General features: G+C 71.7%; 26 protein-coding genes, 1 pseudogene and 1 riboswitch. Of the genes and pseudogenes, 15 read left to right on the top strand and 12 right to left on the bottom strand.

Annotation, left to right across the window (positions count from 1 at the left end):
• Positions 1-82 precede the first annotated feature (82 nt).
• A complete protein-coding gene (locus N5875_RS00800; protein WP_338491127.1) occupies positions 83-1,372 on the top strand; it encodes an alpha/beta family hydrolase in 1,290 nt (429 codons plus the stop codon).
• Here the strand turns inward: N5875_RS00800 and N5875_RS00795 are convergent.
• Positions 1,366-2,241 (bottom strand): LysM peptidoglycan-binding domain-containing protein, encoded by an 876-nt coding sequence (locus N5875_RS00795; RefSeq protein ID WP_338491125.1) that lies wholly within the window; start codon positions 2,239-2,241, stop codon positions 1,366-1,368. The genes N5875_RS00800 and N5875_RS00795 overlap by 7 nt on opposite strands.
• 5 nt (positions 2,242-2,246) lie before the next feature.
• Positions 2,247-2,430: riboswitch (cyclic di-AMP (ydaO/yuaA leader) on the bottom strand.
• 342 nt (positions 2,431-2,772) lie between these two features.
• Here N5875_RS00795 and N5875_RS00790 point away from each other — a divergent pair.
• Complete coding sequence (locus N5875_RS00790) at positions 2,773-3,375, top strand: hypothetical protein (RefSeq protein WP_338491123.1); 603 nt, start codon at positions 2,773-2,775, stop codon at positions 3,373-3,375.
• 96 nt (positions 3,376-3,471) lie between these two features.
• Here the strand turns inward: N5875_RS00790 and N5875_RS00785 are convergent, their stop codons facing one another.
• Together N5875_RS00785 and N5875_RS00780 are read right to left on the bottom strand one after the other, a co-directional pair.
• On the bottom strand, positions 3,472-5,496 hold the full coding sequence (locus tag N5875_RS00785) for a phospholipase C, phosphocholine-specific (protein WP_338491122.1): 2,025 nt from the start codon (positions 5,494-5,496) through the stop codon (positions 3,472-3,474).
• A 177-nt stretch (positions 5,497-5,673) separates the two neighbouring features.
• Positions 5,674-6,495 carry a DeoR/GlpR family DNA-binding transcription regulator gene (locus tag N5875_RS00780; protein WP_338491119.1) on the bottom strand — a complete coding sequence of 274 codons (822 nt, stop codon included), beginning with the start codon at positions 6,493-6,495 and terminating at the stop codon, positions 5,674-5,676.
• 149 nt (positions 6,496-6,644) lie between these two features.
• Here N5875_RS00780 and N5875_RS00775 point away from each other — a divergent pair, with 149 nt between their 5' ends.
• A complete protein-coding gene (locus N5875_RS00775) occupies positions 6,645-7,568 on the top strand; it encodes a sugar isomerase (RefSeq protein WP_318210256.1) in 924 nt (307 codons plus the stop codon).
• Positions 7,569-7,619: 51 nt separating this feature from the next.
• Positions 7,620-8,456, top strand: coding sequence for a class II fructose-bisphosphate aldolase (locus tag N5875_RS00770; protein WP_318210255.1), 837 nt, complete (start codon positions 7,620-7,622; stop codon positions 8,454-8,456).
• 36 nt (positions 8,457-8,492) lie between these two features.
• On the opposite strand, the gene N5875_RS00765 is transcribed toward N5875_RS00770, so the two are convergent.
• On the bottom strand, positions 8,493-9,374 hold the full coding sequence (locus tag N5875_RS00765) for a LysR family transcriptional regulator (protein WP_318210254.1): 882 nt from the start codon (positions 9,372-9,374) through the stop codon (positions 8,493-8,495).
• A 20-nt stretch (positions 9,375-9,394) separates the two neighbouring features.
• On the opposite strand from N5875_RS00765, the pseudogene N5875_RS00760 reads away from it, so the two are divergent.
• Positions 9,395-10,231: pseudogene (locus N5875_RS00760) on the top strand (DMT family transporter); the annotation flags it as partial.
• A gap of 114 nt (positions 10,232-10,345) precedes the next feature.
• Here the strand turns inward: N5875_RS00760 and N5875_RS00755 are convergent.
• Positions 10,346-10,798 carry a nitroreductase family deazaflavin-dependent oxidoreductase gene (locus tag N5875_RS00755; protein WP_338491117.1) on the bottom strand — a complete coding sequence of 151 codons (453 nt, stop codon included), beginning with the start codon at positions 10,796-10,798 and terminating at the stop codon, positions 10,346-10,348.
• Positions 10,799-10,917: 119 nt separating this feature from the next.
• Between N5875_RS00755 and N5875_RS00750 the strand changes: the two genes are divergently transcribed.
• From N5875_RS00750 to N5875_RS00735, 4 genes are all read left to right on the top strand, one after another.
• Positions 10,918-11,709 (top strand): alpha/beta hydrolase, encoded by a 792-nt coding sequence (locus N5875_RS00750; protein WP_338491116.1) that lies wholly within the window; start codon positions 10,918-10,920, stop codon positions 11,707-11,709.
• A 116-nt stretch (positions 11,710-11,825) separates the two neighbouring features.
• Positions 11,826-12,812 (top strand): serine/threonine dehydratase, encoded by a 987-nt coding sequence (locus N5875_RS00745; RefSeq protein WP_338499048.1) that lies wholly within the window; start codon positions 11,826-11,828, stop codon positions 12,810-12,812.
• A 7-nt stretch (positions 12,813-12,819) separates the two neighbouring features.
• Entirely contained in the window at positions 12,820-13,362 is a 543-nt protein-coding gene (locus N5875_RS00740) for a hypothetical protein (protein WP_338491114.1), read from the top strand.
• Between the two features lie 57 nt (positions 13,363-13,419).
• Positions 13,420-13,953, top strand: coding sequence for a GNAT family N-acetyltransferase (locus N5875_RS00735; RefSeq protein WP_318210250.1), 534 nt, complete (start codon positions 13,420-13,422; stop codon positions 13,951-13,953).
• Positions 13,954-13,973: 20 nt separating this feature from the next.
• On the opposite strand, the gene N5875_RS00730 is transcribed toward N5875_RS00735, so the two are convergent.
• Entirely contained in the window at positions 13,974-15,248 is a 1,275-nt protein-coding gene (locus N5875_RS00730; RefSeq protein WP_338491113.1) for a serine hydrolase domain-containing protein, read from the bottom strand.
• 249 nt (positions 15,249-15,497) lie between these two features.
• A complete protein-coding gene (gene katG, locus N5875_RS00725; RefSeq protein WP_318210248.1) occupies positions 15,498-17,717 on the bottom strand; it encodes a catalase/peroxidase HPI in 2,220 nt (739 codons plus the stop codon).
• 172 nt (positions 17,718-17,889) lie between these two features.
• Between katG and N5875_RS00720 the strand changes: the two genes are divergently transcribed.
• A complete protein-coding gene (locus N5875_RS00720) occupies positions 17,890-18,300 on the top strand; it encodes a Fur family transcriptional regulator (RefSeq protein ID WP_318210247.1) in 411 nt (136 codons plus the stop codon).
• Positions 18,301-18,379: 79 nt separating this feature from the next.
• On the opposite strand, the gene tpx is transcribed toward N5875_RS00720, so the two are convergent.
• Positions 18,380-18,880, bottom strand: a complete 501-nt coding sequence (tpx, locus tag N5875_RS00715; protein WP_318210246.1) for a thiol peroxidase — start codon at positions 18,878-18,880, stop codon at positions 18,380-18,382.
• A 223-nt stretch (positions 18,881-19,103) separates the two neighbouring features.
• Between tpx and N5875_RS00710 the strand changes: the two genes are divergently transcribed.
• Together N5875_RS00710 and N5875_RS00705 are read left to right on the top strand one after the other, a co-directional pair.
• Positions 19,104-20,405 carry a family 16 glycosylhydrolase gene (locus N5875_RS00710; protein ID WP_338491110.1) on the top strand — a complete coding sequence of 434 codons (1,302 nt, stop codon included), beginning with the start codon at positions 19,104-19,106 and terminating at the stop codon, positions 20,403-20,405.
• A 91-nt stretch (positions 20,406-20,496) separates the two neighbouring features.
• Positions 20,497-21,456: a helix-turn-helix domain-containing protein gene (locus N5875_RS00705; RefSeq protein ID WP_338491109.1), complete on the top strand. Its 960-nt coding sequence runs from the start codon at positions 20,497-20,499 to the stop codon at positions 21,454-21,456.
• Here the strand turns inward: N5875_RS00705 and N5875_RS00700 are convergent.
• Positions 21,453-21,947: a DUF1772 domain-containing protein gene (locus tag N5875_RS00700; protein WP_318210243.1), complete on the bottom strand. Its 495-nt coding sequence runs from the start codon at positions 21,945-21,947 to the stop codon at positions 21,453-21,455. The two genes, N5875_RS00705 and N5875_RS00700, sit on opposite strands and share 4 nt — an antisense overlap.
• A 17-nt stretch (positions 21,948-21,964) precedes the next feature.
• Positions 21,965-22,372, bottom strand: coding sequence for a nuclear transport factor 2 family protein (locus N5875_RS00695; RefSeq protein ID WP_318210242.1), 408 nt, complete (start codon positions 22,370-22,372; stop codon positions 21,965-21,967).
• Positions 22,373-22,455: 83 nt separating this feature from the next.
• Here N5875_RS00695 and N5875_RS00690 point away from each other — a divergent pair, with 83 nt between their 5' ends.
• From N5875_RS00690 to N5875_RS00680, 3 genes are all read left to right on the top strand, one after another.
• Entirely contained in the window at positions 22,456-23,118 is a 663-nt protein-coding gene (locus tag N5875_RS00690) for a TetR family transcriptional regulator (RefSeq protein WP_338491108.1), read from the top strand.
• Between the two features lie 95 nt (positions 23,119-23,213).
• Positions 23,214-24,209: a type I glyceraldehyde-3-phosphate dehydrogenase gene (gene gap, locus N5875_RS00685; protein ID WP_338491106.1), complete on the top strand. Its 996-nt coding sequence runs from the start codon at positions 23,214-23,216 to the stop codon at positions 24,207-24,209.
• A gap of 210 nt (positions 24,210-24,419) precedes the next feature.
• Positions 24,420-25,295: an acetylxylan esterase gene (locus N5875_RS00680; RefSeq protein ID WP_318210239.1), complete on the top strand. Its 876-nt coding sequence runs from the start codon at positions 24,420-24,422 to the stop codon at positions 25,293-25,295.
• A gap of 78 nt (positions 25,296-25,373) precedes the next feature.
• Here N5875_RS00680 and N5875_RS00675 read toward each other — a convergent pair whose 3' ends face one another.
• Both N5875_RS00675 and N5875_RS00670 read right to left on the bottom strand, forming a co-directional pair.
• Positions 25,374-25,928, bottom strand: a complete 555-nt coding sequence (locus N5875_RS00675; protein WP_318210238.1) for a hypothetical protein — start codon at positions 25,926-25,928, stop codon at positions 25,374-25,376.
• Complete coding sequence (locus N5875_RS00670) at positions 25,925-26,296, bottom strand: PadR family transcriptional regulator (RefSeq protein ID WP_318210237.1); 372 nt, start codon at positions 26,294-26,296, stop codon at positions 25,925-25,927. Before N5875_RS00670 ends, N5875_RS00675 begins: the two co-directional genes overlap by 4 nt.
• Positions 26,297-26,339: the final 43 nt, after the last annotated feature.

Below are 26,339 nucleotides of genomic sequence, written 5' to 3'. Positions count from 1 at the left end.
CCTGGAGGGACGGGCGGGGGACGGAGCACAGCGCTCCTCCCCGAGCCCGGAGCCGTGCAGGCAGGCGGAAGGACGGCGGGCCATGTTCTTCAGTGATCGCACCGATGCCGGTCGGCAGCTGGCCGCACGGCTCGACCACCTCAAGGGCCATGACGTCGTGGTGCTCGGTCTGCCGCGCGGCGGGGTGCCGGTGGCGGCCGAGGTGGCCGACGCCCTCGACGCCCCGCTCGACATCTGCCTCGTACGGAAGCTGGGGGTGCCCCAGCAGCCGGAGCTGGCGATGGGCGCGCTCGGCGAGGGCGGCGTTCGGGTGGTGAACGAGCGGGTGCTCCACGAGGCGGGGGTGGGGGCGCGTGATCTGGCCGCGGTCGAGGAGCGCGAGCACGCCGAGCTCGATCAGCGGGCCCGCCGCTATCGGGGCAGCAGGCCTTCCGTTCCCCTGGAAGGCCGGACCGTCCTGGTCGTGGACGACGGTCTCGCCACGGGCGCCACGGCCCTGGCGGCCTGCCGGGTGGTACGGGCGCGGGGCGCCGCCCGGATCATCCTCGCGGTGCCGGTGGCGCCCCGTGGATGGACGGCCCGGCTCGGCGGCGAGGCCGACGAAACGGTGAGCGTGCACGCGCCGGACCTGTTCTACGCGATCGGACAGTTCTACCGGGACTTCACCCAGACCCCGGACGCGGAGGTCATCGCCTGCCTGGACCGGATCCGCGCCGCGCACGGCCCGGTCGTCCAGGACACGGACATCAGGATCCCCGTCGCCGACGGCGTCATGCTCGCGGGACGGCTCGCGGTGCCCGAGGGCGCCACCGGCATCGTCCTGTTCGCCCACGGCAGCGGGAGCAGTCGGCACAGCCCCCGCAATCGGGCGGTCGCGGCCGCGCTCAACCGGGCGGGACTCGGAACGCTCCTGTTCGACCTGCTCACCGAGGCCGAGGCGGTCGACCGGGCGCAGGTCTTCGACACCCCGCTGCTCGCCGACAGGCTCGCCCGCGCCACGGAGTGGCTCGCCGAGCGTCCGGAGAGCGAAGGCCTCCCGCTGGGCTACTTCGGGGCCAGTACGGGAGCGGCCGCCGCGCTGTGGGCTGCGGGCGACCTGGAGTCCGCCGTGGCCGCCGTCGTCTCACGCGGTGGCCGGCCGGACCTCGCGGCCGACCACCTGGCGCGGGTCAAGGCCCCGACGCTCCTCGTGGTCGGGGGCAGGGACGCGCTGGTCCTGGACCTCAACCGGCGGGCCGAGGCGCTGCTGCGCTGCGAGAGCCGGCTGGAGGTCGTGGAGGGCGCCACGCACCTCTTCGAGGAGCCGGGCGCCCTGGAGGAGGTGGCGGAGCTCGCCACCTCCTGGTTCACCGGGCACTTCCGGGATCAGTAGGCGCCGTTGACGTTGTCGATGGAGCCGTAGCGGTCGGCCGCGTAGTTGCAGGCGGCCGTGATGTTGGCGACCGGGTCGAACAGGTCCATCGACGTGCCGGGCACGTGATAGGCGAGGAAGGTCGGCTCGATGACCTGGAGCAGGCCCTTGGAGGGGGTGCCGGCCACGGCGTTGGAGTCCCAGAGGTTGATGGCCTGGGGGTTGCCGGAGGACTCCCGCATGATGTTGCGGTGGATCCCCTCGTACGAGCCGGGGATGCCGCGCTGGGCCATGATGTCCAGCGACTCGCGGATCCAGCCGTCGAGGTTGTTCGCGTACTGGGTGGCGGCGGCGGGCGCGGCCTGGACCGGAGCGGCGGCGGCGGGAGCGGCGGCCGAGGCGCCGGTGCCGGTGGCCGGGGTGGCGCTCCGGCGCTCGGAGCGGTTCGCCCGTTCGGCCGTGGCGGTCTTCTTCGCCTGCGTGGGGGCGGCCTTCACGGAATCCCGACGAAGCGTCAGTTCAAGACCCGGATGAATAAGTGACGGGTTGTCACCCACGGCGCTCCGGTTGGCGCGGTAAAGGCCCTTCCAGCCGCCCTGAATTCCCTTCTTCTGGGCGATCAGGGAAAGCGAGTCACCACTGACGACCGTGTAGGTGCGTGCGGCGGCCGGGGCGGCGGGTGCCTTGGCGGCGGCCTTCGCGGCGACCGGGGCCGCGGGGGCGGTGATGTTCTTGGCGGCGATTTCCGGGGCTCCGGAAACAGGCGCGGCGCCGGCCACGGCCGGGGCGATCAGCGGGAGGGTGAGGGCGGCTCCGCCCGTGCCGACCAGCGCGAGTCCACGGGAGACGGGGCGGCGGCGGGGGCGGCGGTGCTTACCGTGAGCAGGCATGACGAGATTCCTCTCCGGCGCCTTCGGGGTGAGCTGTCGGGTTCGGACTGGAGATGTCCGGCCGCGCGCACGCGGCTTCACCCCGAGCCGTTCCGGAATCCGGGCCGGCGTATTCGTGGGTCCCCCGCTCCTGCCGTCGGGTGAAAGGGAGGTATTTCGAGCGGTGGCAGGATTCGGCGATCCGCTCGAATGGAGGTGACCGTAGGCCAGTAATGCGGCGGAGAACAAGAGGATCTGAGTCCAGGGGTCGGTGAAAGGATCACCGAATTCATGGAATTCAAGATCGACCTCGACTCCTGCGCATCGAACTTCCTTGTCCCGCACGGCCTGCACGGATTCCGATCACCGGGGAATCCCCGGGAACGTGAGTCGCGTCACCAGGTGCTCAATGTCCGAATAGGGGTGGTAATTCTATTAATGGAGAAGTGGGCGATAAGGGACTGTTCGACCGCGCGGGCACTCAAGGGCATAGGTCGCAAAACCGACATTCGTCATGAAAGATGGAGCCACCCCGACCGAGGAGCCGCCCGGATGTCGCCCTCCGCCTCCCTGCTCGACCCCGAGACCCTCGACCGTGAGGCCGCCGCCCTCTACGAGAGCGCCACCTGGCAGCGGATCGTCACGGACTGGACCGCGCCGCCGGCGCCCGCACCCGCTGTGGAGGGCTGGCGTGAGCTGCTCACCCTGCCGGTGGAGCGGCTCGTCGCCGACGCGCTCGACGCGTTGCCGCCTTCCCTTCCCGCCGAGCGCCGGCTTCCCGGCCGGATCGGAGCCGTCCTGCCCGACCGGCTGCACGCCTGGCGTCGCATCGGCCAGCCCGAGCTGCGCCCCTCGGTCCACCTCGGGTACGCGCGCCTGGTGCTGACGGAGTGGGGCTGGCAGAACGCGCCGTACAAGCTGCGCGACGTGCGCGGGGCCCGGTGTGTCTGCGGCGCGCTGCTCGCCGCGCACCGTCTCGGCTACGGCAGCGCGACGACGATGAACGAGGCGGCCGCCTGGATCATGGCCGAGCTCCGGTCGCGGGGGTGGCATGAGCTGATCGGGCCGTGGAACCGGGCCCCGGGCCGTACGGCCGCCGACGCGGTGGCCCTCCTCGACGCCACGATCCACCGCGCGGCGCACGCCGGGCGCTGACGGACTCTCCGCGGGCGCGGGGCGGGTGTGGGGCGGGTGGGAGGCGGGTGCGCGACGGCGGCGAAGCGGCCACCGCCCCGCACCCGGACGGCGTACTCAGCCGGTGATGCTCGGCGCTCCGGTCTCGATGTGACCGGTGTACCGGCGCGACCAGGTCCCGTCGATGTCGGCCAGGATCGTGAAGTCGTACCAGCCGTTGTTGTAGGCGACCGCGTTGAAGAAGTCCTCCCGAGTGGAGCCGGCCGGGACCGTGTAGGTCCAGGGGCCGTCCGTGCGGTAGGCGTTCGAGCGGATCGTGAACGTCACCGGCCCGGCCGAGGTGTTGCTCATCCTGAACCACAGGGCCGTCCGCCCCGTCCCCGGCTCGGTCGCGAACCTGGATGTCACCTCGACGGCCTTGCCGGCCTTGGAGGCGTCCCCGATGAACCGGCGCAGGAAGCGGTTGGGGCCCATCATCGAGATGTCGTACTTGCCGGACCCCGATCCCAGGCCGATGTTGAAGTAGTCGGTGGCCGTGCCGCCCGCGTCGACGGTGTACTGCCAGGCGGCCGTGTCGCGGTGCTGGTGCGGGTGGATCGAGAAATGGGCCGCGCGCTTGGCCTCGGCGCCCTGGTTCGCCATCGAGAACCAGGCGAGGATCTTGCCCGCGGCTCCGAACTCGAAGCGGTCGAGATTGCCGTTCACCTGGTACGGCAGCGCGCGGGCCGGCCGGGTGCCGGACTCCTGCGCGGGCTGGGCGTTGTTCTGCGGGGCCGGGTTCGGCAGCGGACCGCAGGTCGCCTGGCCGATGACCTTCGCCGTGGAGGGGAGGCCGGCCGGTACGCCGTACACCGGGTGGGCGAAGTCGAAGACGCCGGTCAGATCGCCCGTCACCTTCCGTCGCCAGGCGCTGATGTGGGGGCAGGTGGCCGGGGTGCCGAGGGCCGTCGTCCAGCTCTCCATGAAACGCAGGACCGAGGTGTGGTCGAAGACCTCCGAGCTCACCCAGCCACCCCGGGTCCACGGGGACATGACAATCATGGGGACGCGGAAGCCGAGGCCGATCGGTACGCCGTCGAGGTACTCGCCGGGGGTGCCCGGGGGAGCGACGGGTGGCGGCACGTGGTCGAAGAAGCCGTCGTTCTCGTCGTAGTTGAGGAACAGCACGGTCGAGTCGAACACCTCGGGGTCGGCGGCGAGCGCCCGGTAGACGAGATCGACGAAGTGCGCGCCGTCCCCGGGCGGTGCGTAGGGGTGCTCCGAGAACGCCTCGCTCGCGACCACCCACGACACCTGGGGCAGCGTGCCCGCGACCACATCGGCGCGGATCGCGGCGGCGATGTCGTCCGGGGTCGAGCCGGTCACCTTGGGCACCGAGCCCATGCCGCGGTCGTACAGCGGGTCCCCGGGCCGCGCGTCGGTGAACTTCTTGAAGTACGCGAGACCGTTGTCGCCGTAGTTGTCCTGGGCGTTCTGGTAGACCCTCCAGCTCACCCCGGCCCGCTGGAGCGCCTCGGCGTACGTCTCCCAGGTAAGGCCCGACTCCTCGCCGCCGTCCTTGCTGGAGCCGTCGATCTTCCCGCTCCACAGGAAGGTGCGGTTGGGGCCGGTGGCGCTCAGTGCCGAGCAGAAGTACGCGTCGCAGATCGTGTAGTGGTCTGCGAGCGCGTGATGGAAGGGGATGTCCTCGCGGTCGAGGTGGCCGAGGGTCCGGGTGTTGCCCACGCCGGTGACCCAGTTGTCCAGACGGCCCTTGTTCCAGGCGGCGTGCTGTGAGGTCCAGCTGTGCGGCAGGTCGCCGTTGCACTGGGCGAGGGTCTCGCCGTCCACGCCGCCGGCGGGCGGGGTGTCGCTGAGCTTCCAGGGGTACTGGCGACCGCCCCAGTCGGGCTGGTTGAACATGCCCCAGCCGCCGGGGAGGTTGCCCGCGGCGCGGTCGCCGAAGCCCCGGACCCCGCGCAGGGTGCCGAAGTAGTGGTCGAAGCTGCGGTTCTCCTGCATGAGGATCACCACGTGCCGGACGTCGGTGAGGGTGCCGGTGGCCGCCCTCGCGGCGGCGGAGGCCCGGGCCGTCGGCAGCGCCGCGCCCGCCACGAGCCCCGCGCCGATACCGACGAATCCTCTGCGGCTGATGGGAATCATGCCCCGCCCCTCCTGTCACGCTGTGCCCCGGCGGCACGTCGGAGACATGATGAGGGAGGGGAGCTCAAAGGTATACAGCCGTGCGGTAATTGGTGGATTGACAGCCCAGGGCGCCATGGAGCCAGGGGATATGGGCCTGTGGATTGGTCCGACTGCAGACCAATGCCGGTCGAAGGTTCAGACGGTGAGGACCTTCACCCCGGCCTCGGTGAGCTGGGCGACCGCCTCCGCGCCGATGCCCGTGTCGGTCACGAGGAGGTCGATCCGGTCCAGACCACAGATCCGCGCGAAGGCCCGGCGGCCCATCTTCGACGAGTCGGTCACCACGACGACCCGGCTCGACCGCTCCGCGAAGAGCCGGCTGATGCTCGCCTCGTCCTCCTGATGCGCCATCACGCCGAGCCCTGCGTCGACCCCGTCGACCCCGAGCACCACCACGTCGAGCACGACCTCGTTGAGCACCCCGACCGTCAGGGGGCCCACCAGTTCGTACGTCTGGGGGCGCGCGACCCCGCCGGTGGTGACGATCTTGATCTGCGGGCGCACCGCGAGCTCGCCCGCGATGTTGAGCGCGTTGGTGACCACGGTGAGCGCGGGCCCGGAGCTCGGCGTTCCGGCTGTCCCGGCCGTCCCCGCGGTGTCGGCCCGACCGCTCGCGAACCGCAGGGCGAGGGCGCGTGCCACCTCCGTCGTCGTCGTACCGCCGTTGAGCCCCACGACCTCACCGGGGGCGATCAGGTCGGCGGCCGCCTCCGCGATCCGTCGCTTCTCCGCAGCGTGCCGTGTCGACTTGTAGCGCAGCGGCAGCTCGTACGAGACGCCGTGCGCGACGGCCCCGCCCCGTGTCCGTATCAACAGCTGCTGCTCGGCGAGCTCGTCGAGATCCCGGCGGATCGTGGCGGCCGACACCTCCAGGGCGGTCGCCGCCTCCTCGACCTCCAGCTTTCCCGAGGCTGCGAGTAGTTCAAGGAGCGTGTTCCACCGCTCGTGCTTGGACATGGGTCCCTCCCTCGGGCTCGTGCGCGCGACCGATTCTATCCGCCGACGGGCGCGGGACCTGGAAAGCGCATGCATGTTTCTGCTTGAATGGCATCGACTTCAAGCATCTTCCATCATTTCAGTGCACTCTTTCTTGCAAGGAGACCGGCATGAGCACCACCCGCACCGCCGTGGAGATCGCGTCCCAGCCGACGACCTGGCGTCAGGCTGCCCGCACGCTGCCCCAGCACACCTCCGCGCTGCCCCGACGGGGCGAGCGGGTCGCGGTGATCGGCTGCGGTACCTCCTGGTTCATGGCCCTGGCCTACGCCGAACTGCGCGAGTCCGGCGGCCATGGGGAGACCGACGCCTTCGCCGCCTCCGAGTTCCCCTACGGCCGCGGCTACGACCGGGTCGTGGCCATCACCCGCTCCGGCACCACCAGCGAGGTACTGACCGTCCTGTCCCGGCTGCGCGGCACCATCCCCACGGGCGCGATCACGGCCGATCCCACGACCCCGGTCATGGACCTCGCCGACGAGGTCGCCGTCCTCGACTTCGCCGACGAGGAGTCGGTGGTCCAGACCCGCTTCGCGACCACGGCGCTCGCCCTCTTCCGCGCGCACCTCGAAGCCGAGGACGCCCTGCCCGAAGGCGTGGCCACCGTCGAGGAGGCCGCGCGGGACGCGGAACTGGCCCTCGCCTCCCCGCTCGACGAGGACGTGCGCGCGGCGGAGCAGTTCACCTTCCTCGGCAGGGGCTGGACCTACGGTCTCGCCCTGGAGGCCGGGCTGAAGATGCGCGAGGCCGCGGGCGCGTGGACGGAGGCGTACCCCGCGATGGAGTACCGCCACGGCCCCATCAGCATCACCGGTCCCGGCCGGGTCACCTGGGGCTTCGGGGCGCTGCCGGCCGGACTCGCGGACGAGGTCCGCAAGGTCGGCGGCACCCTCGCGGAGAGTGACCTCGACCCGCTCGCCGACCTGATCCGGGCCCAGCGGCTCGCGGTGGCCGTCGCCGAGGCCCAGGGACTGAACCCCGACACCCCGCGGAACCTGACCCGCTCGGTCGTCCTCACCGATGCCCAGGCCTGAACGCCCGTCGCCCCGCCCCGCACCCGTTCACACCCCGGAGAAGGACCAGCCATGCCGTTGACGCCGACCGATGAGATCGTCCGCCGCGCCCGCGCGGCGGGCACCGGTGTGGGGGCGTTCAACGTCCTCCAGCTCGAACACGCCCAGGCCATCGTGGCCGGCGCCGAGAGTGCCGACCGCCCCGTCGTCCTGCAGATCAGCGAGAACACCGTCCGCTACCACGGCGCCCTGGAGCCGGTCGCCCTCGCGTCCCTCGCCATCGCCCGCGCCGCCAAGACCCCCGTCGCCGTGCACCTCGACCACGCCGAGAACCCCGACCTCGTCCGCGAGGCCGTCGGACTCGGCCTGGGCTCGGTCATGTTCGACGCCTCGAAGCTCCCCTACGCCGAGAACGTGACCTCGACCCGCGAGGTCGTGGAGTACTGCCACCAGCACGGTGTCTGGGTCGAGGCCGAACTCGGCGAGGTCGGCGGCAAGGGCGGCGCCCACACCCCCGGTGTACGGACCGATCCCGACGAGGCCCGTGCCTTCGTCGCGGCCACCGGCGTCGACGCCCTCGCGGTCGCGGTCGGCAGCTCCCACCAGATGCTGACCCGGGACGCGGTCCTGGACTTCGCCCTCATCACGCGCCTGCGTGCCGCCGTCGACACACCGCTCGTCCTGCACGGCTCCTCGGGTGTGTCGGACGCGGACCTCACCGCCGCCATCGCCGCCGGCATGACCAAGGTGAACGTCTCCACCCATCTGAACAAGGCCTTCACCCAGGCCGTCCGCACCCACCTGACCGAGCACCCCACGGCGGTGGACCCCCGGCACTACCTGAACCCGGCGCGCGCGGCCGTGGCCCGGGAGGTGGCGCACCTCCTCACGGTCCTGTCACCCGCCTGACCTGGAGACGACACCGGACGCCCTCCTCGCGCCCGTTCACCCTTCCTGGAGCGCCGCGAGGAGGCCGCGTACGGCGGGGAGGGACAGCGAGGACTTCCGTACCGCCGCGTGGATCGAGCGGACCGGCTCCGGCCCGCGGACCCTGCGGACGACCACGTTCGGATGGCGGCTTCCCAGGCCCATCAGCGGCACCAGGCTGACGCCGAGACCGGCCGCGACGAAACCCTGCGCGGTGGCGTACTCCTCGCACTCCACCGCGATGTCCGGGGCGAACCCGGCCGCCGCGCAGGCGTCGAGGACCGCGTCAAGGCAGGGGCCGGGGCGTTCGCTGCCCACCCACGGTTCGCCGGCGAGCTCGGCCAGGTCGACGGCGGTACGGCGGTCGGCGAGCGGATGCCCCTTGGGCAGCACGGCGCGATAGGGATCGTCGAGCAGATGGACCAGCCGGAGTCCGTCGCCCGCCGCGTCCGGCCCGCCGCCCCGGGGACGTACGACGAGCGTGAGGTCCGCCTCCTCGTCGGGCGGCGCGCCGTCGGCGATCCTCAGATCGACGCGTACGCCCGGGTGTTCGGTACGGAACCGGGCCAGGGCGGGGGCCACGAGATCCGCGCCCGCGGTGGCGAAGTAGCGGACGGAGATCCGCCCGGTGCGGCCCGCCCGCAGATCGGCGAGAGCGGTCTCGGCCTCGGCGACCTGGCGCCCGATGACGGCGGCGTGCTCCGTGAGCAGCCGCCCGGCGGCGGTCGGTCGCACGCCCCGGCCGAACCGTTCGAGCAGGGCGATGCCTGCCTCCTTCTCCAGGACGCCGATCTGCTGACTCACGGCGGACGGGGTGTAGCCGAGGTTCCCGGCGGCGGCCGTGATGGAGCCGCTGGTGACGACGGCCCGGAGCACCTGCATACGTCTCACATCCAGCATGTAGCACAGCTTAACGCTGGATGCATGATTCATCGCTTGTCCTGTCGGATGGGGCGCGGGACGGTGAGGACATGACATCGGCGACACGTATGGGCGTGCTGGCCCTGCTCTGGGGCTCGGGCTTCCTCTGGATCAAGATCTCCCTCAACGAGGGCCTCACTCCCGGGTGGATCACCTTCGTCCGCTGCGTGCTCGGCGCGGCGGTGCTCCTCGCGCTCGCGTACGGGGCGGGGCAGCGGCTGCCACGGGACCGGGCCACCTGGGGGCGGCTCGTCGTCGCCGCCTTCTTCTGCAACGCGCTGCCGTTCCTGCTCTTCTCGGTCGGCGAACAGACCGTGGACAGCGGAGTGGCGGGCGTGCTCAACGCGACGACCCCGCTCTGGTCCCTCCTCATCGGCCTGGCGCTCGGCACCGAACGTTCTCTGCGCGCCACCAACTCGGCCGGGCTCGCCCTCGGCTTCGCCGGGGTGCTGCTGATCTTCGCGCCCTGGAGCCACGGCTCCGGCCTGATGAGCTGGGGCGCCCTCGCACTCCTCGGCGCCTCCGCGAGCTACGCCGTGGCCTTCGCCTACATGGCCCGGCACCTCACCGGCCGGGGCACCGCGCCGCTGGCGCTCTCCGCCGCGCAACTCCTCACCGCGACCGGCCTGAGCACGCCCGCGCTCGCGGCCGGCGGAACGGCGACGGTGACCTGGGCGGGCGTCCTCGCGGTGGCCGTCCTCGGCGTCTTCGCCACCGGACTCACCTTCCACCTGAACTACCGGATGATCGAGGAGGAGGGCCCGACCGCCGCCGCCACGGTCGGCTATCTGCTCCCGGTGGTGTCCGTCGCCCTGGGCGCGCTGATCCTCGACGAACCGCTGACGGTACGGGTGGCGGCGGGGATGGCGATCGTGCTGGCGGGGGTGGGACTGACGAGGTCACGGACGCGACCCCGACGTCCGGTCGGTCGTACGTACCGCCCGCAGCACCTACCCGAACAGGCCCTGGCCGACCCGCTCGACCACGAAGACGGGAATCTCCCGCTCCGTCCTGAGCTGGTAGTCGGCGTAGTCGGGGAAGGCCGCGACCGCCCGCTCCCACCAGGCCGCGCGCTCCTCGCCGGTGACCAGGCGGGCCTTCATGTCCCACGCCCGGGTGCCGTCGCGGACCTCGACAAGGGGTGAGGCGACGAGGTTGTGGTACCAGACCGGGTGTGCGACGGCTCCGCCGTTCGACGCGACGAGCGCGTACGCCCCCTCGTGCTCGACCCGCATGAGCGGGGTCTTGCGGAGTTTGCCGCTCTTCACGCCGCGGTTCGTGACCAGGACGACGGGCATGCCCCGCAAGGTGGTGCCCTTGGTGCCGCCGGACGACTCGTACAGCTCGACCTGCTTGCGCACCCACGTCGTCGGGCTGGGCTCGTATTCGCCTTCGAGTGGCATAAGCATCCCTTTCGTCGATTCGCGGCGTCGCCACCCGTCCGCCTCCGCGTTGTCAGTGCCGACTCCTAGGCTGGCTCCCGACGTGACGGACACGCGCGACACAGGGGAGAGCACAGAGCATGCGGGAATTGTTCCTGGCGGGTCAGCGGGCGTACATCCGATGGATCGACCTGCCGGGCGCGGGGGACGGGCCCGTGCGTGTGTTCGTCCACGGCCTCGGGTGCACCTCGGCCTCGGACTTCGCCCATATCGCGGCCCACCCCGCGCTCGGCGGCGGCCGGGCGCTGCTCGTGGACCTGCTCGGGTACGGGCTGAGCGACCGGCCGGCGGAGTACGACTACCGCATGGAGTCCCAGGCGGCCGCGGTCGCCGCGGTCCTCGACCACCTCGGGCTCACGGGCGTGGACCTGGTCGGGCACTCCATGGGCGGTGCGGTGGCGATCCACCTGGCGGCGGCGCGCCCGGAGCTCGTGGCGAGACTCGTGGTGGCGGAGCCGAACCTGTACGGGGGCGGCGGAGCGTTCAGTTCTCCGGTGGCCGCCCAGGACGAGGACGCGTTCGTGGCGGAGGGGTTCGCCCGGATGGTGGCCGGCGCCGACCGCGCCGACTACGCGGCCCGGCTGCGCCTCGCCGACCCGCTGGCCGTGCACCGCAGTGCGGTCGCCCTGGTCGAGGGCAGTACGCCCGCGCCCGGTGACCTCCTCGCCGGGCTCGGGATTCCCCGGACGTTCCTGGTGGGGGAGTTGAGCCTGCCGGACCCGGACGCGGAGAAGGCGGCCACGTTCGGCATCCCGGTGGTCGAGGTCCCCCACGCGGGACACAACCTGATGCTGGACAACCCCGACGGCTTCGCCAGGGCCCTCGGCCGTGCTCTCGGGGATGGCTCGACCCCACCTCCAGGACAGGGCTGAAACCGATGCGGCCTCCCGGTCGAGAGGACCGCACCCCTGAGAGGATCGATGCCATGACCGTCCCGTTCTCCTCCGGCCCTCGGCACTCCCACCCGCACCCGCACCAGGAGCCCGCCGTGCCCACCCCCCTCACGTACGCCGACGTCAAGATCGCCGCCGATCGGATCGCCGGACAGGTCCGACCCGTCACGGTGGCCGACGCCGACCCCGGCGCCGAGCCGTACACGCTGCACTTCGCCCTGGAACACATGCAGCACACCGGCTCCTTCAAGGCCCGCGGCGCACAGAACTTCCTGCTCGCCCACCGGGAGGACGGCACCCTCCCCGCCGCCGGAGTCACGATCGCCTCCGGGGGCAACGCCGGACTCGCCTGTGCCTGGGCCGCGCTGCGGCAGGGCGTCCGGGCCACCGTCTTCCTGCCGACCACCGCCCCGAAGGTGAAGGCCGACAAGCTCGCCGGCTACGGCGCCGATGTCCGGCTCGTCGGTACGGAGTACGCCGAAGCACTCGCCGCCTGCGAGGCGTTCGCGGCCGACACCGGGGCGCTCGCCTCCCACGCGTACGACCATCCGCTGATCGCCGCCGGCGCCGGCACCCTGCTGGACGAGATCCACGACCGGATCCCGGACCTCGACACCGTCGTCGTCGCGGTCGGTGGGGGCGGCCTCTTCTCCGGCGTCGCCACCGCCGCCCGGCACCACGGCATCCGGACCGTCGCCGTCGAACCCGAGAACTGCCGCGCCCTCGACGCCGCGCTCCGGGCCGGACACCCCGTCGACGTGACCGTCGACTCCGTCGCCGCCGACTCCCTCGGCGCCCGCCGGGCCTCCGCCACCGCCCTGGCGGCCGCCCGACACGAGGGAGTCCGAACCGTCCTCGTACCGGACACCGAGATCATCCGAGTGCGCCGATCCCTGTGGGACGACCGCCGCCTCGCCGTCGAGCACGCGGCCGCCACCGCCCTGGCCGCCCTCACGGCACCGGACCGGCAGGGTGCGACGGACCACGGCTACCGCCCGGCCCCGGGCGAGAAGGTCTGCGTCGTCCTCTGCGGCGCCAACACCGACCCCACCGACCTCACGCACACCGGGGCAACCGCGTAACGCGCCCATGGGCCGCACCCACCCCGAGGCACCCCTCACCCACCCCGACGACCCGGCGTTCCGCGCCTGGCTCCAGACGCTCTCCCACGCCGTCGGCCACGACTTCGAGGAGGAGCTCGCCTCGCCGGGCGGACGCGCCTTCCTCCGGACGACCTTCACCGACAACGGTGCCGTCCCCGCGCCCTGCTTCGCACCCCTCGTGGACGAACACCGGCGGGTCCACGCCGAGCGCGTCGTGACCGCGCTGCTCGCCCGGGCGCACCGGGACACGGGCCGGACCTTCGACGTACCGGTGCGCTACGAGTGGTCCGACGACCGGGACGGGATCGGCCGGGTCTCCGTCGGCCACGAGACCGTCGACGCCCTCGACCCGGTCGACATCGCCGTGACGGCGGCGGAGGGCCTGCAGTGTCATCTCGCCGACCGCGAGCTCCTGGTCTGGCCGCTCTGCCCCGACCACCGCACCGGCCCCCACGCCACCCGTACGCCCACCGGAGCGGCCTGGGTCTGCTCGGTCACCGGCCACGTGGTGGCACCGCTCCCGAGCTGAGCCCTCCTGGGAGGGCCGGTGGCGCGGGGGGCTCGTCGCGTGCGTCAGGATGGGGGCATGACCGAAATTCGTACCCCCCGTCTCATCCTCCGGCGCTGGAGCGACGACGACCTTGTCCCGCTGGCCGAGATCAACGCCGACCCCGAGGTGATGCGCTGGATCGGGGACGGCTCGGTCCGGGATCTGGAGCGGACCGCCGAGGACATCGAGCGGTACGAGGAGGAGTGGGACGAGGAGGGCTTCGGGATCTTCGCCGTCGAGCTCATCGCCTCGGGCGAGCTGATCGGCTTCGCCGGTCTGTCCCTGCCGGAGTTCCTCCCGGAGGTGATGCCGGACGTGGAGATCGGCTGGCGTCTGGGCAGGCAGTTCTGGGGACAGGGATACGCCTCCGAGGCCGCCCACGCGGTCCTGGAGTTCGCGCTCCAGGACCGCGGGCTCGACCGGGTCGTCGCCATCACCCACATCAGCAACCAGGCCTCCGAGAACGTCATCGGCAAGCTCGGCATGACCGAGGAGCGGGAGACGACCCACCCGGCCTTCGGCGTTCCCCTGCGGGTCTACGCGATCGACCTCACCGAGTACGAGGCCTGACGCCCCGGGTCACCGCTGCCTCAGTGGCGCTCGGGCAGGTCCCGTTCCGCCGGCAGTGACGTGAGGTCACGGGCCGTGGGGGAGGCGGCGGCGCGCGAGGACGCCGTGGGCGCCGGCTTCGTGCCGCAGAAGGCCGCCTCCAGCGTCCCGCCGAGCGCCGTGTTGGCGGCACCGTGGTTCGAGGTGTTCGCCATGGCCGCGAGGCTGCGGCGGCCGTCGCGGGTCGAGAAGGCGTACGTGTAGAAGCCCTGCACCGTGCCGGTGTGCCCGTACACCTGCGTACCGCACGACAGGTCGTAGCGGCGCAGACCGAGCCCGTAGAACCGGGTGTTGGTGGTGTCGGTCGGCGTGACCGTCGTCATGGCCTCCATCATCGCCGGGGACAGCAGCCGGCCGCGCATGAGCGCGCTGGTGAAGGTGTTCAGGTCGGCGGGATGGGAGATGACGGCCCCGGCGGACTGGGCCCAGGAGACGGTCTGCTCCGTGGAGTCCACCAGCGCGCCGCCCTCCTCGTCCGGATGCAGGTAGCCGCGCACGTGCGTGCCCTTGATCCGGGTGTCGGGGTGCACGTACGAGGTCTTGCGGAGCTTCAGCGGCTCGAAGATGCGGCGCTCGTACGCGTCGGCCACCGAATGGCCGGTGGCCGCTTCGATGAGCATCCCGACCACCACGAAGTTGGTGTTCGAGTACTTGTAGGACACGCCCGGCTCGGTGGTCCGCGGCTCGCTCAGCGAGAGGCCGACGAGCTCCTGGTAACTGAACACCCGGTTCCGCACGGCCTCGAAGCCCGGTACCGTGTGCTCGAACATCGCGTTCGTGTGGTCGGCCAACCCGCTGCGGTGGGTCAGCAGATGACGGACCGTGATGCGGTCGTCGGGGAGCAGGCCGGGAAGGTACGTGTTCACCGGTGCGTCCAGTTCCAGCTTGCCCTCCTCCACCAGCTGCAGCAGCACGACCGTGGAGAACGTCTTGCTGACGCTGCCGATCCGGAAGCGCGACTGGATGGCCATCGGCGCCCCCGAGACCCGGTCCTGGACACCGACCGTGCGGCTCCGGACGCCGTCGGGACCGGTGAACCGGGCCATGGCACCCGGAGCACCGTTGTCCATGGCCGAGTTCAGCGCGGCGACCACACCGTCCATGTCGGGCTCGGGGACCGCGGGTGTCGTGGCGGCGATGGGCGGGACGGGAGCGCCGGGAGCGGCGAACGCGCTGGTGGCGGGGGCGACGCCCGCGGCGAGCGCGGCGATCAGGGTGGCACTCACGGCCAGGCGTCGGTGCGACGACAGGGGCACGGTGATTCCTCGACTTCTTCCGAATCGTTCGTCACGGCGCACTGTGGAGGTACGCCGCAGGGCACCGGAACATCCGACCGCGAGGCCTGGCCCCGATACCCATGGATCATGAGTGCCAACGTCCGAAAACGGTTCCTGACACGGGGAACGGGTTGTGGAACCCGCACGTCCGCCGGAGGGGATGACGCGGGGGACGCGCAGGGGCCCGGCCGGTCGACTCATGTCGACCGGCCGGGCCCCTGGGGATCATCAGACGAGGTCGAACCGGTCCAGGTTCATGACCTTGTCCCACGCGGAGACGAAGTCGGTCACGAACTTCTCCTTCGCGTCGTCGCTCGCGTAGACCTCGGCGAGCGCGCGCAGCTCGGAGTTCGAGCCGAAGACCAGGTCGGCGCGGGTGCCCGTCCACTTGACCTCGCCCGTGGCGGAGTCGCGGCCCTCGTACGTCGTCGCGTCCTCGGACGTCGCCGTCCAGGTCGTCCCCATGTCGAGCAGGTTGACGAAGAAGTCGTTCGTCAGGGAGCCCGGGGTCGTGGTGAGGACGCCGTGCGCGGACTGCTGGTGGTTCGCGCCCAGGACGCGAAGGCCGCCGACGAGGACCGTCAGCTCCGGCGCGCTCAGGGTCAGCAGGTTCGCGCGGTCGACCAGCAGGTACTCGGCCGGGAGGCGGTTGCCCTTGCCCAGGTAGTTGCGGAAGCCGTCGGCCTGGGGCTCGAGCGCGGCGAAGGACTCCACGTCCGTCTGGTCCTGCGCGGCGTCCACGCGGCCCGGCGTGAACGGCACCTCGACGTCGAAGCCGCCGTCCTTGGCCGCCTTCTCGACGGCCGCGGAGCCCGCGAGCACGACCAGGTCGGCGATCGAGACCTTCTTGTCGCCCGCGGCGTCGAAGGAGGCCTTGACGCTCTCGAGCGTGCGCAGCACCTGCGCGAGGTCGTCCGGGTTGTTGACCTCCCAGTTGCGCTGCGGCTCCAGGCGGATGCGGCCGCCGTTGGCGCCGCCGCGCTTGTCGCTGCCGCGGAAGGAGGACGCCGCGGCCCAGGCCGCGGAGACCAGCTGCGCGACGGTGAGGTCCGAACCGAGGATCTGCTCCTTGAGGGAGGCGATGTCCGCGGCGTCGATCAGCTCGCCCTCGCGGGCCGGCAGCGGGTCCTGCCACAGGAGGACCTCGGAGGGGACCTCCGGGCCGAGGTAGCGGACGGCCGGACCCATGTCTCGGTGCGTCAGCTTGTACCAGGCGCGGGCGAAGGCGTCCGCGAACTGCTCCGGGTTCTCGTAGAAGCGCCGCGAGATCTGCTCGTAGGCCGGGTCGAAGCGCAGCGAGAGGTCGGTGGTGAGCATCGTCGGGAGGTGCTTCTTCGACGCGTCGTGGGCGTCGGGGATGATCGCCTCGGCGTTCTTCGCCACCCACTGGTTCGCGCCGGCCGGGCTCTGGGTGAGCTCGTACTCGTACTCGAAGAGGTGCTTGAAGAAGTCGTTGCTCCACTGCGCCGGGGTCGTGGTCCAGGTGACCTCCAGACCACTGGTGATCGCGTCGCCGCCCTTGCCGGTGCCGTACGAGTTCGCCCAGCCGAAGCCCTGCGCCTCGAGCGGGGCGGCCTCGGGGTCGTCGCCGACGTTCTCGGCGGGGCCGGCGCCGTGGGCCTTGCCGAAGGTGTGGCCACCGGCGATGAGGGCGACCGTCTCCTCGTCGTTCATCGCCATGCGGCGGAAGGTCTCGCGGATGTCGCGGGCCGCGGCGATCGGGTCCGGGTTGCCGTTGGGGCCCTCGGGGTTGACGTAGATGAGGCCCATCTGGACCGCGCCGAGCGGGTTCTCCAGCTCGCGGTCACCGGTGTAGCGCTCGTCGCCGAGCCAGGTGGTCTCGGGACCCCAGTACACGTCCTCGTCGGCCTCCCAGACGTCGGCGCGGCCGCCGGCGAAGCCGAAGGTCTTGAAGCCCATCGTCTCGAGGGCGACGTTGCCGGTGAGGATCATGAGGTCGGCCCAGGAGATGTTCTGGCCGTACTTCTTCTTCACGGGCCACAGCAGACGGCGGGCCTTGTCCAGGTTGCCGTTGTCCGGCCAGCTGTTCAGCGGCGCGAAACGCTGCTGACCGGCGCCGGCGCCACCACGGCCGTCGCTGATGCGGTACGTGCCCGCGCTGTGCCAGGCCATACGGATCATGAGCGGGCCGTAGTGGCCGAAGTCGGCGGGCCACCAGTCCTGCGAGGTGGTGAGCACGTCGGCGATGTCCCGCTTCACGGCCGCCAGGTCGAGGGAGCCGAACGCCTCGGCGTAGTCGAACTCCTCACCGAGCGGGTTCCCCACGGCGGGGTTGGTGGCGAGGATCTTCAGGTTGAGCCGCTCCGGCCACCACTGGCGGTTGCCGCCGCCCTGGGTCGGGTGCGCGGCACGGCCGTGCGCCACCGGGCAGCCGCCCGACTCCTGGGGTACGGGGTCGGTGACGATGGCGTCGTGGTTCTCGGACATGGGAATCCTTCCGGACGGGGCGGATCGCGGTGCTCAGCCGGGGCGGGCACCAGTGGGGTGTCTTGTGCCCGACCGGAGCCGTGGTGTGCCTTGGCTATTGCCGGAAGCGATCCTACGATGGACAGAGTCCAAGTCAAGAACCACGCCAATCATCCGAAGAGGTGAGCCGAAAATGAGCGACCTGCTGGAGCGCCTGCGGGCGCGTGGCTGGCGGATGACGTCCCAGCGGCGTGTCGTCGCGGAGGTCCTCTCCGGTGAGCATGTCCACCTCACGGCGGACGAGGTCCACGCGCTCGCGGTGACGCGCCTGCCGGAGATCGCGCGGGCGACGGTCTACAACACCCTGGGGGAGCTGGTCGCGCTGGGGGAGGTGGTGGAGCTCTCCACCGACGGGCGGGCGAAGCGGTACGACCCGAACGCGCGCCACGCGCACCAGCACCTGGTCTGCTCGAACTGCGGCATCATCCGCGACGTCCACCCGACGGGCGACCCTCTGACGGTCCTCCCGCCGACGGAGCGGTTCGGCTTCACCGTCTCGAAGGCGGACGTGACGTACCGCGGGCTCTGCCCGGCCTGCGCCTGAGAGGGCCGAAAAACGGCGGGAGCCCCTCCACCGTGGCGGTGGAGGGGCTCCCGGGTGTCGCAGCGAGGCGGCGGCGCTCCTAGTTGAGGGCGGCGAGCGCGTCGTCGTAGCTGGGCTCCTCGGCGATCTCGCCGACGAGCTGCGCGTGCAGGACGGTGTCGTTCTCGTCGAGCACGACGACCGCGCGGGCGGTCAGCCCGGCCAGCGGGCCGTTCGCGATCTCCACGCCGTAGTTGGTGTGGAACTCACGGCCGCGGAGCGTCGAGAGGTTCTTGACGTTCTCGAGGCCCTCGGCGCCGCAGAAGCGGGCCTGCGCGAAGGGGAGGTCGGCGGAGATGCAGAGCACCACCGTGTTCTCCAGCGCGCCGACCTTCTCGTTGAACGCGCGGACCGAGGACGCGCAGGTCGGCGTGTCGACGCTCGGGAAGATGTTGAGGACCTTGCGCTGGCCGGCGTAGTCCTTCAGCGACTTGTCCGCCAGGCCCTCGGCGACGAGCGTGAAGTCAGGAGCCTGGCTACCGGGGGTCGGCAGGGTGCCGTTGACCTGTACCGGGCTGCCCTTCAGCGTGACCTGGGCCATGGGAGATCTCCTTCGGACGATGTAAGTGACAACGAGGGGAATCGTACGGCGTGGCGGCCCACCCACGGGACACGGCCCAATTGACCGGTACGCGCGGGGTGGTCCGCGCCTCTTGACGCCCCCTTACTTCACTTCTTAAATCATGGAGGCGACTAAGACTCCTGCTATGTCATGGGCATGGCAAGAGTCGCGTCTTTCCCCACACCCGACGGAAGTGAGAGTCATGCCCTCCGCCCGTTCAGCACGGCGGCCGTTGTTCACCGCCGTGACGGCACTCGCCCTGGCCCTGGCCACCGCGGCGCTCGGCCCCAGCGGCCTCCCTCAGCACAGCGGTCCCGCCGAAGCGACCGCCGCCCTCCGGACCGCGGTCCTCCAGCCGGCGGCCGAGGCGGCCGCCGTCACCTTCTCCGACACCTTCGACGGCGCCGCGGGGCTCCCCGTGGACGGCTCGCGGTGGCAGATCGAGACCGGTGACAACGTCAACAACCACGAGCGGCAGTACTACACGGCCGGCAACCGCAACGCCGCACTCGACGGCCAGGGCCACCTCGTGATCACCGCCCGCAAGGAGAACCCCGGCAACTACCAGTGCTGGTACGGCCGCTGCGAGTACACCTCGGCTCGGCTCAACACCGCCGGGAAGTTCACCGCGCAGTACGGCCACGTCGAGGCCCGGATGAAGGTGCCGCGCGGCCAGGGCATGTGGCCCGCCTTCTGGATGCTCGGCAACGACCTCGGCCAGGTCGGCTGGCCCGCCTCCGGCGAGATCGACATCATGGAGAACGTCGGCTTCGAGCCGTCCACCGTGCACGGCACCCTGCACGGCCCCGGCTACTCCGGCTCCGGCGGCATCGGCGCCGGCTACACCCTGCCCGGCGGCCAGGCCTTCGCCGACGCCTTCCACACCTTCGCCGTGGACTGGTCGCCCGGCAAGATCACCTGGTCCGTGGACGGAACCGTCTACCAGACCCGTACGCCCGCCGACCTCGGCGGCCGTGCCTGGGTCTTCGACAAGCCGTTCTTCCTCATCCTCAACCTCGCGGTCGGCGGCTACTGGCCCGGCGACCCGGACGGCTCGACCACCTTCCCGCAGCAGCTCGTCGTCGACCACGTCCGCGTCACCACCGCCGACGGCCCCACCGCCGGGGGACCGATCACCGGCATCGGCGGCAAGTGCGTCGACGTGGCGGGAGCGAACAGCGCGAACGGCACCCCCGTACAGCTCTACGACTGCAACGGCACCGGCGCCCAGCAGTGGACCGTGGGGACCGACGGAGCGATACGGGCGCTGGGCAAGTGCCTCGACGTCACCTCCGCGGGTACGGCCGACGGCACCCCCGTCCAGCTGTGGGACTGCAACGGCACCGGCGCCCAGCAGTGGACCGCCAACGCCGCCCGGGACATCGTCAGCCTCGGATCCGGCAAGTGCCTCGACGCCACCGGCAACAGCTCCGCCAATGGCACCAGGCTGCAGATCTGGTCGTGCGGCGGCGGCGCGAACCAGAAGTGGACGGTGACGCGCTGACCTGCGGAGCAGTCTGACGGTGCGGCGGGTGACGCGCTGACCTGCGGAGCCGTCTGACGGTGAGGCGGGCGGCCCGCCTACGCTGGTACCCGTGCCGCCCACTCCCCGCCTCCACCGCGTCGCCGTCCTCGTACTCGAAGGGGCGAAGCCGCTCGACGTCGGCATCCCCGCGCAGGTCTTCACGACCCGCGCGAGCATGCCGTACGAGGTGAGGGTGTGCGGCGCGGAACCCGGTCTCGTCGCCGGGGGCGACGGCCTCTCGTACGCCGTCGCCCACGGCCTCGATACGCTCGACTGGGCCGATATCGTCTTCGTCCCCGGTTACCGCTTCCCCGACCGCGAGGACCCGCCGCGGGGTGTGGTCGACGCACTGATCGCGGCCCACGACCGGGGAGCCCGCCTCGCCGCGATCTCCACGGGCGCCTTCGCGCTCGCGGCGACCGGCCTGCTCGACGGCAAGCGCGCCACCACCCACTGGCACTACACCCAGGCCCTCGCGGCGAAACGCCCGCTCGTCCACGTGGACGAGAACGTGCTCTTCGTCGACGAGGGCAGTGTGCTCACCTCCGCCGGCGCCGCCTCCGGCATCGACCTGTGCCTGCACATCCTCCGCGGCGACCTGGGCGTCGCCGCCGCCAACCACGCCGCCCGACGGCTGGTCGCCGCCCCCTACCGCAGCGGCGGCCAGGCGCAGTACGTGCCCCGCAGCCTGCCCGAGCCGCTCGGGGAACGATTCGCCGCCACCCGCGAGTGGGCCCTGCACCGGCTCGGCGAGCCGCTCACCCTCGACGTCCTCGCCCACCACGCGGCGGTCTCGGCGCGCACCTTCTCCCGGCGCTTCGTCGAGGACACCGGGTACACGCCCATGCAGTGGGTGATGCGTGCCCGCGTCGACCTCGCGCGGGAACTCCTGGAGCGCTCGGAGCGGAGCGTCGAGCAGATCGCCGCCGACGTCGGCCTCGGCACCGGAGCGAATCTGCGGCTGCACTTCCAACGCATCCTCGGCACCACGCCGAGCGAGTACCGGCGGACCTTCACCAAGGGCGACTAGCGCCCCACGACGCTCTCCCGGGCGCCACTCGGCACTCGGGGCGCCCGTGAGGTGTCACCGCGCAGGGCGAGGGCGATGAGCACGACGAAGGCCGCGATGCCGCAGAGCGTGCGCGCGATGTTGAAGAGTTCCCAGCGGCTCAGCAGTTCCGCGGTCCCGGGTTCGGGGCCGCTGACCGCCCACTGCTTGATCCTGCCGTTGATCGGCACGTTGCCGAAGCGGGTGATCAGGAAGGACGCGAAAGCGAGCAGAGAGGCCGCGGCGGCGGCGAGGCGGGGCCGGCCGCGGCTGAGGACGGCGAGCGCGAGTGAGCCGAGGGTGGACACGACCATCGCGCCCTGCACGGTGATTCCGTTGACCTTCATCAACTCGGCGTGGAAGGCGAACCGCATGTCCTGCGGTACGGCGTCGAAGGTGGGTACGAGGTTGGCCGCGCCGTACCCGAAGGAGCCGGCGAGGAGACCGGTGGCGAGCAGTGCGACCCCGTGCACGATCCGGATCCGCGCCCTCACTTCGCACGCTCGCTCGCCCCGGCGGCCGGAAGGACGCGGGTGAGCTGGTGCGACCGGCGCATCCGCCCGTCCTCCGTGAACTCCCCGAAGAGATGCACCTCGGTCGAGGTCGGTCCGCCTCTGCGGGTCCGGGCGTGGATGGTGAGGCGGGCGGCGATCCGGTGGCCCTCGGCGACGGCCTCGTGCACCTCGAAGCGACAGTCGACGACGTTCTTCCGTACCGGGCGGAGGTGAGCGAGAAGCCGGTCGTGGTCGAGCGGCAGGCCGTCGCTGACCTGGACGACGTCGGGCGTGTAGTGACGGGCCATCACGGATTCCGGGGGATCGCCCCGGACGGTGGAGTCCGTGAGGGACGTGAAGAACTCCGTGACGAACCGTGCCGGGTCGCGGGAAGGGGTGGGCATGACGCTCCGATCCAGAGACGTTACTATCTCTTACATAGCTGTAAAGATATTGCCGGTCGCCAACGTGGACAAGGCTGTAAGAGATGACTGTCTCCGGAGAAGCTCCCGCACCCCGTGTCCGTCGGCGCCGGGCCGATGCCGAGCGCAGCAGAGCAGCCATCCTCGACGCGGCCGTCCGCCTCCTCCGCGAGCGGCCCGAGGCCGGCCTCGAGACCATCGCCAGGACCGCCGGAGTGACCCGGCAGACCGTCTACGCCCACTTCTCCTCCCGGGACGAACTCCTCGCCGCCGCCGTCGACCGCGTCACCGCTGACGCCGTCGCCGCGATGGACGCCGCCGCCCTCGACGAGGGCCCCGCCGTCGCCGGGCTCCTGAGGTTCCTCGACGCGTCCTGGCGGGCGCACGAGGCCAACGCCTTCCTCCTCCGGGCCGCCCCCGTGCGCACCTTCGGGAGCGAGAGCGACCGGGAGCGGCACGAGCCCGTCACGAGCAGGCTCGCCCGTCTCTTCGAGCGGGGCATCACGTCCGGCGAGTTCGTGACCCGTCAGGACCCTCGCTGGCTGGTCGCCGCCGTGGTCGCACTCGGCCACGCGGCCGGCGACGAGATCACCGCCGGCCGCCTGACGGCCCCCGAGTCCGAGGCCGCCCTTCGCGTCTCCGTCCTGCGCCTGCTGGGCGTCGAGGACACCCAGTCGGTCGGTCGTCGGTCGAGTAGTCGGTCGAGCAGGACCCCTCCGCCCCGATGACCTTGGCGTGATCCTTGCGGACCGTGGCGATCCCGCCTCTGGCCCGGCCGCTCCCACCGCGCGAACCTGGTGGCACCGCAGAAGGGACACTGTTCATGACTCGCATCGCCATCAATGGTTTCGGTCGCATCGGACGCAACGTGCTGCGCGCCCTGCTGGAGCGCGACACCGACATCGAGGTCGTGGCCGTCAACGACCTGACGGAGCCGACCGCCCTCGCGCGGCTGCTCGCCTTCGACTCGACCTCCGGCCGCCTCGGCCGCCCGGTGAGCGTCGACGGCGACACCCTCGTCGTCGACGGCCGTCGCATCAAGGTCCTCGCCGAGCGCGAGCCCGCGCAGCTTCCCTGGGCCGAGCTCGGCGTCGAGATCGTCCTGGAGGCGACCGGCCGGTTCACCAACGCCAAGGCCGCCCGCGCCCACATCGACGCCGGTGCCAAGCGCGTCCTCGTCAGCGCGCCCGCCGACGGTGCCGACGTCACCCTCGCGTACGGCGTCAACACCGACGCGTACGACGCGGAGCTGCACACGATCGTCTCGAACGCCTCGTGCACCACGAACGCGCTCGCGCCCCTCGCCAAGGTCCTCGACGACCTGGCCGGCATCGAGCACGGCTTCATGACGACGGTCCACGCCTACACGCAGGAGCAGAACCTGCAGGACGGCCCGCACCGCGACCCGCGTCGCGCCCGCGCCGCCGGCGTCAACATCGTGCCGACCTCGACGGGTGCCGCCAAGGCGATCGGCCACGTGCTGCCGAACCTCGACGGCAAGCTCTCGGGCGACTCGATCCGCGTGCCGGTCCCGGTCGGCTCGATCGTCGAGCTCAACACGACCGTCGCCCGCGACGTGACCCGTGAGGACGTCCTGGAGGCGTACCGCACCGCCGCGGCCGGCCCGCTCGCGGGTGTCCTGGAGTACTCGGAGGACGCGCTGGTCTCCTCCGACATCACGGGCAACCCGGCCTCGTCGATCTTCGACTCGGAGCTGACCCGCGTCGAGGGCCGTCACATCAAGGTCGTCGCCTGGTACGACAACGAGTGGGGCTTCTCGAACCGCGTGATCGACACGCTCCAGCTGCTGGCCCGCTGACCCCGGACGCCACCACCGAGCACCGCCACCGCGCCTCGCCCTCGCCGAACCACGGATTCGGCGGGGGCGGCGTGCGTTTCTGGGCAGCTGCCCAAGGCGGTGGCGCGAGGTCTGGGCTCCTGCGGACAGACACCCGCCCAGGCGAGCTCGATCATGGCCTGGTCACGTATGCGAGGACGCGCAACGTGCCGGATCCGTAGAGGAGTTCGTATGCCAGGGAGAACGAGCCGCGTGTGGGGCGGTCTGCTGCTCGCCGCCGTGATGGCCGTGTGCACCGCGCCGGGCACAGCCGGAGCGGTCGCCGACGCGGGGACCGCGGGCACCATTCCGTCCGTCGGCACCGACTGGGGCCGGACGGGCCCCTACGAGGTGGACGTCGACATCGAGGCGGTGCACACCTTCTACTACCCGCGGACCATGGGACAGTCGGGCGAGCGCCACCCGGTGATCATCTGGGGCAACGGTACGGGCGCCGTCCCCGGGATCTACAGCTCGCTGCTGCGCCACTGGGCGAGCCAGGGCTTCATCGTCGCCGCCGCCAACACCCCCACGTCGAACTTCGCGATCAGCATGCGTGCGGGGATCGACGTCCTGGAGCACCGGAACGCCGACAGCTCCAGCAGGTTCCACGGCAAGGTGGACCTCGACCACATCGCCTCCGCCGGTCACTCGCAGGGTGGGGCCGCCGCCGTCAACGCGGCCGTCGACCCGCGGGTCGACACCGCCGTCCCGATCCAGCCGGGTCCGCTGACCGACCCGGACCTCATGGACGAGCCGGTCTTCTACCTGGCCGGTCAGCGCGACCTGACGGTGTGGCCGGCCCTGGTGAAGGCCCTGTACCGGGACACGGACCACGTCCCCGCCGTGTACGGCGAGGTCCGCGGCGCCGGGCACCTCAGCTCCATCGGCGACGGCGGGGACTTCCGCGCCCCGACCACCGCCTGGCTGCGCTACTGGCTGCTCGGTGACGAGAACGCGCGCGGGATGTTCTTCGGCCCCGGCTGCGGCTACTGCGTCGACAGCGACCTGTGGTCCGGCTGGGACCGTAACGCCAAGGCGCTCCAGATCCCCGGGCCCGCCGCCTGACGGCGACTCCGAGCGTACGACCGGCTCCGGGACGGCCTCTCGGGAGGGCCCGTCCCGGAGCCGTGTCGCTCCGCGGCGTCAGCGGCGCACGGCCCGCATCAGGAGGACGGCGCCGAGGACCGGGACGCCCAGCGAGAACGCGAGGATCAGCAGGACCTCCATCGGGCCGATCCGGGACGCGTCCCCGAGCAGCGCGCCCAGGAAGACCACGACGGGCACGGCCGCGCCGGTGGCGGTTCCGATGAGCTTCTGACGGTTCTCCCACTGGGGCGCGCCCCACAGCAGCACCAGGGCGACGATCAGCGCGATCGCCCCGGCGTACGGGTTGAGCACGAGGAGCACTCCGGAGACGCCGAGCAGGGTCGCGGTCAGCTTGGTGCGGCCGGTCCTGGGCGACGCCGCCGGTCCGGCCGGCGCCTCCTCGGCGAGGGCGGAAGCGGCGACGGTACGCGGCTCACCGAGGCCCGACAGGACCGCGCGGACCTGGTCGTCGCCCTCCGCGCCGCTGACCTCGATGTGCTCGCGGAGGTCCGCGAGGAGCTCGGCCCGGCGCTCGGCGGGCAGCTCGGCCGTCTCGCGCGCGACGGCGTCGAGGTAGGCGGTGACGAGCGGGTGCTGGTCGGTGGCGTTCATGCGGAATCCCCCTGTGGGTCGGTGAGGAAGTGATCGACGGCGTCCCTGAACAGCGGCCACGCCTGGGCGAACTCGGCGAGGGAGGCCCGGCCGACACCCGTGAGCGTGTAGTAGCGGCGCGGCGGTCCGCTGGGGGAGTCGCGCAGCTCGGTGTCGACGAGCCCTTCGCGGCGCAGTCGCGACAGCAGGGGGTAGATCGTGCCCTGACTGGTGGTCATGACGCTGACCGCGGAGAGCTCGGCGACGAGCTCGACGCCGTACTTCGGCTCGTCCCTGAGCAGCGCGAGGACGCAGTACTCCAGCACCCCCTTGCGGAGCTGGCTGGGGACCCTGTCGCCCGCCTCGTTCATTGCGTTACCAGGAACCATGCAATGCAAGATAGCTCGGGAAGGTGATCACGACAAGCCCGAC

This window comes from Streptomyces sp. SJL17-4, from assembly GCF_036826855.1.
Taxonomy (GTDB): Bacteria; Actinomycetota; Actinomycetes; order Streptomycetales; family Streptomycetaceae; genus Streptomyces.
Note: the sequence above shows the minus strand (reverse complement) of the source record. Positions and strands in the feature narration are given on the sequence as shown.